Genomic DNA, 13,339 nt, shown 5'->3' with positions numbered 1-13,339 from the left:
AGGCACGGTGGCGGCGCGACCGTGCGCCGCCGGCCGTGGAGCGGACGGGGCGTCCCGCGCCGTCGCCCACCGGAACCCGGAGAGGAACTGCACCATGCGTGTCGTCCAGGCCCAGGGGGAGGGGCGCCGATGAGCGGAGCCGAGGAACCCGTCCTCTTCCACACCACCGGACGCGCCGCCCACATCACGCTCAACCGGCCGCGCGCCCTCAACGCCCTCACCCACACCATGGTCCGCCGCATCGACGAGGCGCTCACCGCGTGGGAGGCCGACCCCGCCGTGGAGACCGTCGTGATCACCGGCGCCGGGGAGCGGGGCCTGTGCGCCGGCGGCGACATCCGCGCCATCCACGACGACGCCCGCGACGGCGACGGTTGCGCATCCCGGGCGTTCTGGCGCGACGAGTACCGCCTCAACGCCCGGATCGCCCGCTACCCCAAGCCGTACCTGGCCGTGATGGACGGCATCGTGATGGGCGGCGGTGTCGGCGTCTCGGCCCACGGCAGCGTCCGCGTCGTCACCGAGCGGTCCCGGGTCGCCATGCCCGAGACCGGCATCGGCTTCGTGCCCGACGTCGGCGGCACCCACCTGCTCGCCCGGGCCCCCGGCGAGCTGGGCACGCACCTGGCCCTGACCGGGGCGCAGGCCGGCGCCGCCGACGCGCTGCTGTGCAAACTCGCCGACCACTATGTGCCGTCGGCCTCGCTGCGCCCTCTGCTGGACTCCCTGGCCGAGCTGCCCGTGACCGAGGCGCTGGCCGGCGTCGTGCGCACGCCCCCGCCCGGAGTGCTGGAGGACCAGCGCGACTGGATCGACACCTGCTACGCGGCCGGCACCGTCGAAGAGATCGTGCACCGGCTGCTCGCCCACGGCGATCCCGCCGCCAAGGACGCGGCCGAGACCCTGCTCACCAGGTCACCGACCGCCCTCAAGGTCACCCTCGCCGCCCTGCGCCGGGCCCGCGAACTCGGCCTGCTGGAGCGCGTCCTGGACCAGGAGTACCGCGTCTCCTGCGCCGCCCTCGGCACACCCGACCTGGTCGAGGGCATCCGCGCCCAGGTCGTCGACAAGGACCGCAGGCCGCGCTGGTCGCCGAAGACCCTCGCCGAGGTCACGGACGCCGACGTGGAACGCTTCTTCACCCCGCTGGGCGCGTCCGAACTCGGCCTCTGCGCGGCGTGCGGGGACCCCGCGGATCCTCATCGGTAGCGCTGCCGCCGGCCCGCGGGGCTCGGCGGTCCGGCCGTCCGGCGTGCCGCGCACCCGCGCGCCGGGCGGCCGGAGCAAGCACCTGCCGGCGGGTCAGAGCATGAGCAGCAGCCGCGTGTGCGAGACGAGCTTGCGGTTGACGCTGGTGCTCTGCACGAAGATGGTGAAGTCGTCGTTGTGGTCCGGCTTGACGCGCACCTCCGTGTTCGGCAGGCCCAGCAGGGCCCGGGCCGAGGGACCCGTGTACACGCGGTCGGTCTTCTTCTCCAGCACCGCTATCTGCTTCTGCGCCTGGACCTTTTCGGACTTGCTCAGCTGGTAGAACGCCGCGCCCGTGCGGTACGTGTGCCCGCACTCGGTGACCCACTCCCGGATCCCCGCGTCGCGGGCCACCGGGATCAGCTGGTACTCCGACGGGTCGATCGGGGTGAGCCCGGCCGCCTTGATGGTGTCCTGGTTGACGGCGTCCGCGCCGGTGGAGAACACCGCCCGCGATCCCCGGATGCCCTGGGTGCGGCCCACCATGAAGTTCTCGGTGGCCTGCCGGATGACCTGTCCGGCCTCTTCGAGGCCCTGGGTGCTGGTGGCGTCCCAGATGGCGATGTTGTCCCTGGGGAAGCCGCACTGCATGGCCTCGCGCTTGCCCATCTGGTCCGGCACCAGGACGGCCAGGGTCCAGTTGTCCTGCTGGGTCTCCATCATGTGGGCCACGGCCTGCACCAGTTCACGCGGGTCCCGGGAGGGGGCGTCCGCGCACCGGTGGCTCGCGTTCTCCTGGCCGTCCGTCAGCACGAACGTCAGAAAGCTGTGGTCCCCGTACAGTTGGGCCGTCTGGGCCAGCTCCCGCTGCGACTTCAGCGCGGCGGCCAGCAGGGCCGTCATCCCACCGGGCCGGTACAGCTGCTTCAGCGACGGCATGCGCAGCACGTCCTTGTCGTAGATGACGCACTCCACCTTGTCGGCGAAGACGTACACCGTGACGCGGGTCTCCTGGTCCAGCTCCCTCGAACGGCGGGCCAGGTAGGCGATCTGCTGGTCGGCCACTTCGACCACCTTGCCGCTCAGGTGCGACATGGACGAGCTGGCGTCCAGCACAAGAGCCACGTGGTTGATGTAGTTCTGGGTTCCGGTCGTCACGACTCCCCCTCGTTCCGGCGATGTTCCTACCTTCTCACCCGCCACTGACAATCGATCTTGGTCGCGTGCCGACGGTTCTTTACCGGAGGGAGACGTTTGTTCGGGCCAGATCTGTGCACCCGAAGAGCTAACACAGCTTTTATACGACGAAGTGAGAGAGGCATCATGGGCATCATTGCTTGGATCATCATCGGGCTGCTCGCCGGCGTCATCGCCAAGGCTCTGATGCCGGGCAAGGACCCCGGTGGCATCATCATCACCATGCTCATCGGTATCGCCGGCGGTCTGCTCGGCGGCTGGCTCGGCAAGGTCATCTTCGGCGTCGACTCCATCGACGGGTTCTTCGAGCTCTCCACCTGGATCGCCGCGATCGTCGGCTCCATGATCCTGCTCGCCCTCTACCGCCTCGTCACCGGCAACCGGCGCACGCACCGCCACGCCTGACCGGTCGCGGGCGCAGACTCCGCACACACCTCTGGGCGGCTCCCCTCCTGTTCGCAGGAGCGGGAGCCGCCCAGGTGTATGGGGCCTCGGACCGCCTCGGACCGCCTCTCCGGCCGCCGGGGCGGTCACCGTCGTGCGCGGCAGCGGGATCGCGTCGAGGCGTACCGGGGGTGGGGTTCAGGGTGTGTACACGATGGGCCGGGGCGGTGCCGGCATGGCGTTGCCGAGGAAGAAGCTCGGGTGCGGGGGCTGGTTGTAGGCGGTGTTCTGCCAGGCCAGGGCCGTGCGGTACTGCGTGTCGTGCAGCAGCGTGGTGATGCGCGTCCCCGTCTGGTGCGGCGTGCCGTAGATGCGCAGGGCCGTGTTGGCGCTGGTGCGCCAGACGACCTCCTCGCGCCAGTCGCCGAGGATGTCACCGGACAGCACCGGCGTGGCCTTCGTGCCGTTGTTGGAGGAGACGCCGGAGCCGGTCAGCAGGCGGGTGTCGCCCGAGGTGCCGTACTTGTCGATGCGGGTGCCGTCCAGGAGTTCGCGGACGGGGTCGCCGTCCCACCAGGACAGGAAGTTGACACTGGACGGTTCCCGGCCGAGGGAGGCGCCGGTGGCCGAGCGCAAGGTGGTGTCGGCGGCGGACCAGGCCTCGGCACCCGCGCTGCCGGCGTACACATCGGCGGCGACGCCCCGCCCGTTGTCGGCACCGGACGCCGTCTGCCACAGGAGCCGGCCGGTACGGGCGTCGGCCATCCAGGAACCGGGCTTGCTCGTGTCCTCGGAGACCTTGAAGTACTCCAGGCCCGCGCGGGAGGGGTCGAGGTCACCGACGTGGCCGGCGTCGCCGTGCCCCAGCCGGGTGGTCCACAGCCCGCTGCCGTTGTCGTCCACGGTCATCGCGCCGTAGACGATCTCGTCCTTGCCGTCGGCGTCGACGTCGGCGACGGAGAGGCTGTGGTTGCCCTGGCCGTCGTAGCCCTTGCCGCTGTTGGTGGAAGAGGTCGTGTCGAAGGTCCAGCGGCGGGTGAAGGAACCGTTGCGCCAGTCCCAGGCGGCGATCACCGTCCGGGTGTAGTAGCCCCGCGCCATGATCAGGGAGGGGCGTGAGCCGTCGAGATAGGCGGTGCCCGCCAGGAAGCGGTCGACGCGGTTGCCGTAGGAGTCGCCCCAGGACGAGACGGTGCCCCGGCCGGGGACGTATTCGACGCTCTGCATCGCCTTGCCCGTCAGGCCGTCGAACATCGTCAGGTACTCGGGCCCGGACAGGACGTAACCGCTGGAATTGCGGTGATCGGCCGCGGAGTTGCCGATGACCGCGCCGGTGCCGTCCCTGGTGCCGTCGGCGGTCTTCATGGCGACCTCCGCCTTGCCGTCGCCGTCGTAGTCGTACACCTGGAACTGCGTGTAGTGGGCGCCGGAGCGGATGTTGCGGCCCAGGTCGATGCGCCACAGGCGGGTGCCGTCGAGCCTGATGCCGTCGACGATCGTGTTGCCGGTGTAGCCGGACTGGGAGTTGTCCTTGGCGTTGGTGGGCTGCCACTTCAGGACGAACTCCAGCGTGCCGTCGCCGTCGAGGTCGCCCACGGAAGCGTCGTTGGCCTCGTAGGTGTACGCCACCCCGTCCGGGGTGGTGCCCCCGGCGGGCGGGGATATGGGGACGTCCTTGTAGCCGGTGCGGAACTGGAGCGCGCGTGCGGACGCGGCCTGTTCCGCGCCGTCGACCACCGCGCGCACCGTGTAGTCGGCCGAGTCCGCGGCGCCCGCGTCGAAGTAGTTCGTCGAGGCGGTGAGAGGCGCGGAGTTGAGTCTCGTGCCGTCGCGGTAGACGTTGAAGGAGACGCCGTTCGGGTCGGTGGCCAGCCAGCGCCAGGACACCAGGTTCCCGTTGGGGGTGTGGACGCTGGTCAGGCCGCGGTCGAGCCTCTCGACCTGGCGGGCGGTCGCCGCCTGGGCCGTCTGGGGCAGGGCCACGAGCGCGGAGACGGCCAGGGCCGCCGCGGAGATCGTGCCGAGCAGCCGGCCGCCCGGCCGGTGGGGTGGTCGCCATGATCGTGGCGCGGTGCGGGGACGCCGGTCTGACAGGGGCACGGTGACCTCCGGGGCGTGGGGGGGGTGGGAACGCTCCCACGAGGGGGAGGGTAGGAACGGGCTGATGCCTCGTCAAGGATTCTGTCGAGTCCGCTGTTCGCACCTGTGCGGATCCGTGAGTTCTTCGTGTCTGACGGATTGACAGGTGTGCACGTGCCCAGAACACTGCGTCGGGCGATACGGGCGTCGACTCGAGGCGTACGCAGTCGCATTCGTTCGGTGGGACGGGAGCGTTCGTAAAGCGTTTGTGCGCGAACGGCTGGAGCGCCGACGATGCCTCCGGACCGAGGGAGGACAGCGTTGACCATCGACCGCGCCGTCGCCGGGGCGGACGCGCGGATCCGCCGGGAACCGGCCTTCGCGCACACCGAGCACCTCGTGGTGGCGCACGGCGACCGCCTCGTCGCCGCGCACGCGTACGGCCGGCGGGCGGTGGACGAACCGGGAGACGTCTTCTCGGTCACCAAGAGTGTGCTGTCCACGCTCGCCGGCTGCGCCATCCGGGACGGGCGCCTCCAACTCGACGCCGCTATCGGGGGGTTGCTGGGCGATGTGCCCGAGCCGGTCCGGCGGGTCTCCGTGCGGCAGCTGCTGACCATGACCGGCGGCGGCGACCCCGGCGGGGAGTGGGACATCGACGCCGTCATGCGGCTCCCCGGCGGCTGGACGCACAAGCTCCTGACGGCACCCCGGCTCTCGGCTCCCGGCACGCGCTTCAGGTACGACAACGGCGCCACCCATGTCCTCGCCGCCTGCCTGGCCCGCGCCCTGGGAGAGGACGTCGGGACGTACGCCGTCCGCCGCCTCTTCGCCCCGCTCGGCATCGCCCGCCCGCACTGGCCCCGCGATCCGGACGGGCTGCCCTACGGCTTCGGGCATCTGCGCCTGTCCCCGCTCGACCTGGTCGCGCTGGGCCGCCTGTGGTCCGCGGGAGGGGTCGCCCCGGACGGGCAGCGGCTGCTGGACGCCGAGTACGCCGCCGAGGCCACCCGCCCGCACACCGGCGGAGGCCCGCCGGAGCACGTGGGCTACGGATACCTGTGGTGGGTGACGGAAATGGCCGGCCACCGGGCGTTCTTCGCCGGGGGGTACGCCGGACAGCACGTCGTGGTCGTCCCCTCGCTCGCCCTCGTCACGGTGACGACGGGGGCACAGGCGGCGCTGCGCCCCGGCTGGCGGCCCGCCCTCGACGTGGTGCCCGGCATCGTGGCCGCCGCCGGCCGAGCCGCACAGCCCCCGGCACAGGGCGAACGACCCGGCGGCCCCGCGCAGACGCGGCGGCACCGGCCGAGCGGGGAACCGGGCGGGCCCGCGGGGCGTCGCGAACCCGTGAGCGCGTCACGCCAGCATGCGCGTCCAGACCACGGCCAGGAAGACACAGACGAGGGTGAACAGGCCCTGCACCACGGCCGTGACCGGCATCCGCAGACGGGCGTGGACCACGGCGCCGGTCGCCGCCACGACCGGAAAACCCCAGACGACGAGCCAGACCACGACGGAGACGTCGCGGGAGTGCGCCGTGGGCGAGGCGTGCGGTGACGGCGCGGTGCCCAGACCGACCGCGACGGACAGCATCACGGCGACGACGACGATGACCGCGTCGGCGGCCAGGAGCAGCAGGGCGACCGTGATGTCGACCAGCCGGGAAGGGCGCTCGCGGGTCCCCGGGCTCGTTGGGGTGTCGTCGCTGTGCGCGGTCGGTGAGGCCATGACCCGACTGCAGCACGGAATGGCGTCTTCCGCCCCCGGCGGGAACACCACGGGCCGCGTGCGGCGGAGCCGTGTCGGCCCACCGGCGCGGTCTGGTGTCCCGGGATCCGGTGCCAGGATCCCGCGGCTCCGTGGCTCGGTGGCTCCGTGGCTCGGTGGCTCCGTGGCTCGGGGGGTCGGGGGGTCGAGGGCTCGGGGGCTCCGGCCGTGACGGTGGGACATAGGATCGTCCGGCCCCGTCCCTGAGGAGTGTCCGACCGGTGACCGCCGTCCTTCCCTCGCCCCAGCCGGCCGCCCCCGGGCTGCTGCGCCTGCAGCACCTGACCCGCGTCGAGGACGGTGAACGGCTGCACGGACTCGTGTGGCGGGCGGGTGACGACTGGCGGATGATCAGCAGCGCGGTGCTCGGCGGTGGCCTGGGGCGACGCGCGTGGGTCCTCAACGCCCAGGTGTCGCACGGGTACCGGCGCACCGACCCGGAGCGGCATCTCGCCGGCCTCGCCCGGGACGCCGGCGCCCGGGGGGAGGGCGTCGGGCTGATGACGGCCGCCGACGTCCGGTCGTACGGATTCGCATGCGACGCGGGCGTGGAAGCGGTCGTCACCGCGGGGCTCGGCGTGCGCGGCTGGGCCGCCGCTCCCGCCGGGAGCGCGGTTGCGCCCGCCGGGCCCGGCACCGTCAACATCATCGTCGCGCTGCCCGTGGCGCTGACCGACGCGGCCCTGGTCAACGCGGTCGCGACCGCCACGGAAGCCAAGGTCCAGGCGCTGCTCGAAGCGGGCTACGACTGCTCCGGCACTCCCACCGACGCCGTGTGCGTCGCCGCGCGCACGGACCCCGGCCGGGAGCCCCACGCCTTCGCCGGATCGCGATCCCTGTGGGGTTCCCGCCTGGCCCGCGCCGTCCACGGAGCCGTGCTGAGCGCGGCGTCCCGTGCGCTGTGACGACGGCATTCTCGGGCGGTGAAGGGGGCCTTTTGGGGCGGGGCCTCCGGCCGTGCCGCGTGGGCAAAGGCCCGCCCGTGGCCCCTGTCGCTCAGCCCGCCTCGGCGCACGCCTCCGCTTCTGCCAGGTACCGCGTCACCGGGCCCAGGGTGAGCATGCCGCACGCGGCGCCCGCGTGTTCCGCACGGGCGTGGCGCAGGGCGGCGGCGGCCCGTGCGGCGATGCCGCGTTCGCCGAGACGGACGGCCGCCCGGGCGGTCAGGCACCACAGGGCCTCCTGCATGTGGTCACGCGGTGGCTCCGGCACCGCGGCGAGGGCGGCACGGGCCTGCTCGTCCCGTTCCCGGGCGAGCAGCACCAGCGGGCGCGCCCACGGCAGGTACGGGCCCCAGTCGAGGCCCGGATCGGTGGGTGCGGGTCGGTCGTGCAGCAGTCGCAGCCCCAGCAGGGCGAGCGGGAACAGGCCGCGGTGCAGTCCCGGCATGCCGGCCGTCCTCAGGGCCTCCTCGGCGGCGCGGTAGCGCGCCGCCGAGGAGGCGGCACTCGGCCCGCCCGGTGCGGTGCTGCGCGCGGCCGTCACCCTGGCCCGGAACCACCCGGTGAGGACGGGGACGAGCGGCGCCTCCGTACGGGCGGCGAGCCGCTCGGCGGCCTCGGCGTGGCAGGCCGCGGCGTCGAGGTCGCCGAGCGCCGAGGCGGACTGCAGACGGACGAGCCGGCCGAGCACGGCGAAGTGCGGCAGCCCGTGCCGGGTGGCCACGTCGAGGATCTCGGCGCCGATGCCGTCCCGTACCGCCGCGAGCCCGGGGCGGGTGAACGACTGCAGGAACACACCGTTCAGGGCGAACACCAGCAGGGCCGGATCGGCCAGCTCCCGGGCCAGGGCCTCCGCCTTCCGGGCCGCCCGCCGGGCGTGTTCCAGCCCGGCTTCCGACAGGCCGGCGCTGCGGCTCTCGACGGCGACCGTGGCCAGGAGGCGGGCCGCCAGGTCGGTGGGGCAGTCGGCGCCGAGCGCGGTGAGGGTGTGCTCGGCGGCCTCGACGACGGCGCGGGCCTGCCCGGGGTCGTCCGCGCGGCTCCACAGGGCGGGCACGTCGTAGGCGCCGATGATCCGGGCGGTGAGCAGTAGGTCTCCCGTACGTCGCGCCGCCTCGACGGCGGCCAGGCGGTCGCGCCGGGAGTGGACCAGGGCGTCACCGCCCGCCAGGGCCAGGGTGCGCGCGAGATCCACGGTGGTGCGCGGGCCGAACCGGGCCCCGGAGCCGGTCCACGGCGTCCGTGGATCCGCGCCCGGCACGGTCCCGTTGAGGATGCCGGTCTCCAGGCGCCGGAGGCCGGCGCCGGGGTCGAGCCCGAGCTGATCGACGAGCATCGTGCGGGCACGGCGGAGCGTGGCCAGCGCGTCGGCCCGGCGGCCCGCCCGGTGCAGGGCGCGGGCGAGCAGTTCCCAGGCCGGTTCCCGCCAGGGATGCTCGCCGACGTGGGCGCCCAGTTCGGCGACGAGGTCGGTCCCCTTCCCGGAGTCGAGGAGGATGCGGGCGCGCAGTTCCACCCCCTCCAGCCGCAGCTCCTCCAACCGAGTCCGCTCGCGCTGTGCCCACGCCGAGCCGGTCACATCGGCGTAGGCGGGTCCCCGCCAGGACGCGAGGACCGTACCGAGGCCGTCGACGGCGCCGGGGTCGCGACGGGCGCGGGCCAGGGCGTCCTCGAACCGGTGCACGTCCACGTCCGCACGCGGCAGGCGCAGTGCGTAGCCGGGGCCCTCGGTGACCAGGACGCGTGGCGGGACGCGCGGCGGCCGGTCGGGTTCCAGGGCGCGGCGCAGCGCGGCGACGAACGTGCGCACGGCGCCCACGGCGCGCGCCGGCGGATCGGTCCACAGGTCGTCGACGAGGGTGTCGGTCGTGACCATCCGCCCCTCGGCGGCGACGAGCCGGGCGAGCACCTCACGGTGACGGGGCCCGCCCAGGCCGACCGGTTCGCCGTCGTCGTGGAAGGCCCGCACGGCTCCGAGCACGTCGATTCGCATGCCCCCATCCTCCGTGTCCGGCGCGGGCCGCGCCCGGCCGCACTGATCGGCTGCTGATCGCCCTCGCGCAGGCTGAACCCGTCACCGACCCACGTGAAGGACGGCTTTCCCATGACGCTCGCTCTCCCCGGCTTCGACCACGTCCGCCTGCCCGGTGCGGACGGTGTGGAGCTCGCCGCCGCCGTCGGCGGCAGCGGCAGCCCGGTCGTGCTGCTGCACGGCTTCCCCCAGACCCACCTGATGTGGCGGCACGTCGCCGAACGGCTCGCCGCCGAGCACACCGTGATCTGTCCCGACCTGCGCGGCTACGGAGCCAGCGACAAGCCGGCGGCCACCGGCCCCGAGGTGTACGCCAAGCGCACCATGGCCGCCGACGTCGTGAACGCGGCACGGGCCCTCGGCCACGAGCACCTCGCGCTCGTCGGCCACGACCGGGGCGCCCTGGTCGCCTTCCGGGCGGGGCTGGACCACCCGGAGACCGTCACCCACCTGGGCCTCCTCGACATCGTGCCGACGCTCGACATGTGGAACGTGCTGCACGGCGTCCCGGCGGCGGTCGGCTACCACCTCTTCCTCATGGCGCAGCCGCCGGGCGTGCCGGAGGCGATGATCGCCAACAGCGCCGACGTGTTCTTCGGCTCGTTCCTCGACGCCTGGACCGGCGACCCGAGCGCGATGCCGCCGAAGATCCGGGCCGAGTACCTGCGCGCGAGCGCCGCCGCGGTGACGTCGATCGTCGCCGACTACCGGGCCTCCGCCGGTATCGACCTCACGCACGACCAGGCGGATCTCGACGCGGGATCGCAGCTCGCCATGCCCGTGACCGTCGTCCAGCAGGACTGGGGCGCACGGCTGGGCTACGACGCCGCCGCGGTCTGGCGGGCCTGGGCACCGGACCTGGACCACCGGCTGACCGGGGCCGGCCACTTCATGGCCGAGGAGGCCCCCGACGAGATCACGACGGCGATCCGGCACCTGCTGACCCGGTGAACCGCGGTCCTCCGCCTGGCCGGGTGGCCTCAGCGGTAGCGGATGTGCAGGTGGTTGTCGTGGTTGGGGTAGCTCGTCGTCAGGCCTTCCGCGATGAGCTGGGGGTCGTTGAAGTAGATCAGTGCGACATGGCCCGGGGCCTTCGCGCGCAGCTCCTGCACGAGACGGCGGGTGGCGGCGCGGTCGTACGTGGAGGACTGCCAGGTGATGCGGCCCGCGGTGCACTGGGCCGAGTCGGTGCGGACGGGCCACACGTCGATGTCCAGCCCGACCTCGTGACTGGCGTGGCCGGGGATGTCGCCGCCGTGCTCGAAACTCGCGTCGCCGACCGGCAGGGGGCCGTTGCCGGTACCCGCGAACGCGGCGGCGGCCGCTTCGAGTTGGCCGACGGCGCCCGCTGTCGCCCAGTGCGCGTCCGCGTTGCCGTCGGGGCTCTGCGCGCACATCGTGCCCGGGCCGAAGTCGATGTTCTCGTAGTGCCACAGCAGGTTCTTCCACGTGGCCGGTCCCACGACGCCGTCCGCGCCGATCCCGGCGTGCGACTGGAAGGCGCGGACCGCCGTCTGCGTGGCGGTGCCGAAGGCTCCGTCCGCCGAAAGGCCCGCCGAGCGCTTGGCGTTGAGGAGCGACTGGACGGCTCGTACCGCGGGACCGTTGTCGCCCTGGCGTACGGTGACGGCGAGCGCGTCCCAGGTGGCGGGGCCGACGATGCCGTCGGCGGTCAGTCCCTCGGACTGCTGGAAGGCCACGACGGCGCCGCGGGTGCCGGAGCCGAACACGCCGTCCACGGTCACGGGGCGGCCGTGCGCGGCCAGCAGGTGCTGCAGCGCGACGACGTCGGTGCCCCGGTTGCCGCTGCTCGTCAGCGGGAACGCGGCCTGCGGAAAGGCCTGTGCGGGCAGGCCCCCTCCGAGCAGGAGGGCGGCCACCGCCGCGAACAGTGTGATGACGCGGCCGAGTTGTCGCATGATGTCTTCCTCACCTTCCTGACTGGAGGGCGCTCCAGGTGGCGGTGCCGACGATGCCGTCGGCGGTCAGGCCGCGTGCGGACTGGTAGTCGCGCACGGCCTGCGCGGTGTCCGGGCCGAAGACGCCGTCGATGGTCACCGTCCGGCCCAGCGCGGCGGTCAGGGCGCGTTGCAGACGGGTGACGGCCTCGCCCGTCGCGCCGTCCCGGAGGGTCGGCGTGCTCCCGAGGGACAGCAGCGCGGTCCACGTCCTGGAGCCGATGACACCGTCCGCCGTGAGCCCGGCGCCGGACTGGAAGTTCCTCACGGCGGTGGTGGTCGCGGGGCCGAAGATCCCGTCCGGGGTGCCCGGGTCGTGTCCGGCGGCCCGCAGCAGGCACTGGGCCGCCCGTACCAGCGGGCCGGTCGAGCCGCCGCGGAGCGTGCCGTAGGCGGGGAAGTCGAGGTTCGCCCCGGTGCAGCCGGGCTGGGGCGACGTGCCGGTGCCCACGTCGAGGTAGTCGCGGTCGATGGTGATCGGGTAGCCGCCGTAGGACTCGGTGACCTCGCCCGCGTACTGGTGGATGCGCTGGTGTCCGGACCAGTGGGTGGACGGCACATAGGGACCGGTGTCGGTGTCGGCGGCGCCGTTCCACCACGCGTAGAAGATGTGGTCGACGCGGGTGTAGGCGGCGTTGGCGTACTCCTCGGCCGCGTCCCTGATGCCGGAGGCGGCGCTGGAGTAGAAGCCGGACAGGTAACCGCCGTCGTGCAGCCGTTCGGTCCAGCCGGACAGGTACGACAGGACGGCGGCCTTGCAGGAGGCGGTCGAGGTGTACGCCTCGATGTCGCTGTAGAGCGCGCTGCCCGCCGGGATGCCGAGGTTCGACGCCGCGGTGATGGCGTCGGCGGCCGCGGCGACGCCCTGGGACCTGGCGGTGGCCGGGTCGGCGGACATCCGCAACGAGTAGGAGGTGCACGGGGCTTGGCGGCCGACGTCGATGGGGATCAGGCGCCAGCCCTTGCCGGTCTGCTCGGTCACCCAGCCCGGGGTCAGGTTCGGCTGGGCGCAGCCGCGGAAGGAGCCGCTGATGTAGACGCCGACCGCGCGGTAGGGCGAACCGGACCACCAGGCGTCCATGGCGGCCTGCGAGGGCGCGGTGCAGGCGTCGAAGCCCTTGCCCAGGTAGGTGCCCGGCTGCGGTCCGGCCGCGGCCCGGACGGCAGCGGTGCGGCGTCCGGCACGGGGCAGCTCGGTGCGTTCGGCGCCCGGCGTCAGTTCGGCCGAGGCGAGGACGCCGCGCACGAGGCTTTCGGTGCCCGGTGTGTGGGCGGCGGTGACGAGGACCCCGGCGTCCTCGACGGCGATCTGGATGGTGCCGTCGCCGGACGGGGCGGACGCGGCGGTGGCCCTGCCCCGCGGTGCCCGGGCCGTCGCCTCCGTGGTCCGGCCGGCGGAGCGCGCGGTGATCGGCTCGACGACGATGCCCGCCGTCCGGCCGACGACCCGAGCCGGGCAGTCGTTCCGGTCTCCTGGCTCGCCCAGGTAGACGGCGGGTGTGTCGAAGCGCAGGCAGGCGCGGGGGTGCTCGGCCAGGTCCACGACCCGCCAGTCGGCGGGCACCTGGAGGCGGTAGCCGTGGTAGGCGACGGTCCGCCGGTTCCCCGGCGCGGAGTCCGCCGCGGCCGGCCCGGGAAGGGCCAGGGCGCCGATACCCGCGAGCAGCGCCAGCGAGGCCGTTCCGGCCAGGGCGCGCAGGAGGGGGAGGGACGACATCAGGGCACTCCTGCTCGGTGTGGGGGAGTGGGGGACAACCCGGCGCAGCGGCGCGGCTGTTGCGGCCCGTGCC

10 protein-coding genes are annotated in these 13,339 nt (G+C 73.6%); 5 read left to right on the top strand and 5 right to left on the bottom strand.

Annotation, left to right across the window (positions count from 1 at the left end):
• Positions 1 to 129: 129 nt before the first annotated feature.
• Complete coding sequence (locus ACIGAN_RS07690) at positions 130 to 1,209, top strand: enoyl-CoA hydratase/isomerase family protein (RefSeq protein ID WP_399855867.1); 1,080 nt, start codon at positions 130 to 132, stop codon at positions 1,207 to 1,209.
• A gap of 93 nt (positions 1,210 to 1,302) precedes the next feature.
• Here ACIGAN_RS07690 and ACIGAN_RS07685 read toward each other — a convergent pair whose 3' ends face one another.
• Positions 1,303 to 2,283, bottom strand: coding sequence for a VWA domain-containing protein (locus tag ACIGAN_RS07685; RefSeq protein ID WP_399856242.1), 981 nt, complete (start codon positions 2,281 to 2,283; stop codon positions 1,303 to 1,305).
• Positions 2,284 to 2,511: 228 nt separating this feature from the next.
• Between ACIGAN_RS07685 and ACIGAN_RS07680 the strand changes: the two genes are divergently transcribed.
• Positions 2,512 to 2,790 (top strand): GlsB/YeaQ/YmgE family stress response membrane protein, encoded by a 279-nt coding sequence (locus ACIGAN_RS07680; protein WP_362280087.1) that lies wholly within the window; start codon positions 2,512 to 2,514, stop codon positions 2,788 to 2,790.
• Between the two features lie 177 nt (positions 2,791 to 2,967).
• Here the strand turns inward: ACIGAN_RS07680 and ACIGAN_RS07675 are convergent, their stop codons facing one another.
• On the bottom strand, positions 2,968 to 4,869 hold the full coding sequence (locus tag ACIGAN_RS07675) for a rhamnogalacturonan lyase (protein ID WP_399855865.1): 1,902 nt from the start codon (positions 4,867 to 4,869) through the stop codon (positions 2,968 to 2,970).
• Between the two features lie 300 nt (positions 4,870 to 5,169).
• Here ACIGAN_RS07675 and ACIGAN_RS07670 point away from each other — a divergent pair, with 300 nt between their 5' ends.
• Entirely contained in the window at positions 5,170 to 6,408 is a 1,239-nt protein-coding gene (locus tag ACIGAN_RS07670) for a serine hydrolase domain-containing protein (RefSeq protein WP_399855864.1), read from the top strand.
• Positions 6,409 to 6,839: 431 nt separating this feature from the next.
• Entirely contained in the window at positions 6,840 to 7,523 is a 684-nt protein-coding gene (locus ACIGAN_RS07665; protein WP_399855861.1) for an adenosylcobinamide amidohydrolase, read from the top strand.
• A 91-nt stretch (positions 7,524 to 7,614) separates the two neighbouring features.
• Here ACIGAN_RS07665 and ACIGAN_RS07660 read toward each other — a convergent pair whose 3' ends face one another.
• Positions 7,615 to 9,552, bottom strand: a complete 1,938-nt coding sequence (locus ACIGAN_RS07660) for a BTAD domain-containing putative transcriptional regulator (protein ID WP_399855858.1) — start codon at positions 9,550 to 9,552, stop codon at positions 7,615 to 7,617.
• Between the two features lie 111 nt (positions 9,553 to 9,663).
• Here ACIGAN_RS07660 and ACIGAN_RS07655 point away from each other — a divergent pair, with 111 nt between their 5' ends.
• The gene (locus ACIGAN_RS07655) at positions 9,664 to 10,542 is read left to right on the top strand and encodes an alpha/beta fold hydrolase (RefSeq protein WP_399855856.1); all 879 of its coding nucleotides are present in this window, start codon (positions 9,664 to 9,666) and stop codon (positions 10,540 to 10,542) included.
• 29 nt (positions 10,543 to 10,571) lie between these two features.
• Here the strand turns inward: ACIGAN_RS07655 and ACIGAN_RS07650 are convergent, their stop codons facing one another.
• On the bottom strand, positions 10,572 to 11,510 hold the full coding sequence (locus tag ACIGAN_RS07650; RefSeq protein ID WP_399855854.1) for a penicillin-insensitive murein endopeptidase: 939 nt from the start codon (positions 11,508 to 11,510) through the stop codon (positions 10,572 to 10,574).
• A gap of 10 nt (positions 11,511 to 11,520) precedes the next feature.
• Complete coding sequence (locus ACIGAN_RS07645) at positions 11,521 to 13,266, bottom strand: glycoside hydrolase domain-containing protein (RefSeq protein ID WP_399855851.1); 1,746 nt, start codon at positions 13,264 to 13,266, stop codon at positions 11,521 to 11,523.
• Positions 13,267 to 13,339: the final 73 nt, after the last annotated feature.

Origin of the sequence: Streptomyces sp. NPDC085931 (assembly GCF_044540565.1) — a bacterium.
Classification (GTDB): Bacteria; Actinomycetota; Actinomycetes; order Streptomycetales; family Streptomycetaceae; genus Streptomyces.
This window is presented reverse-complemented; position numbering and strand designations above follow the sequence as displayed.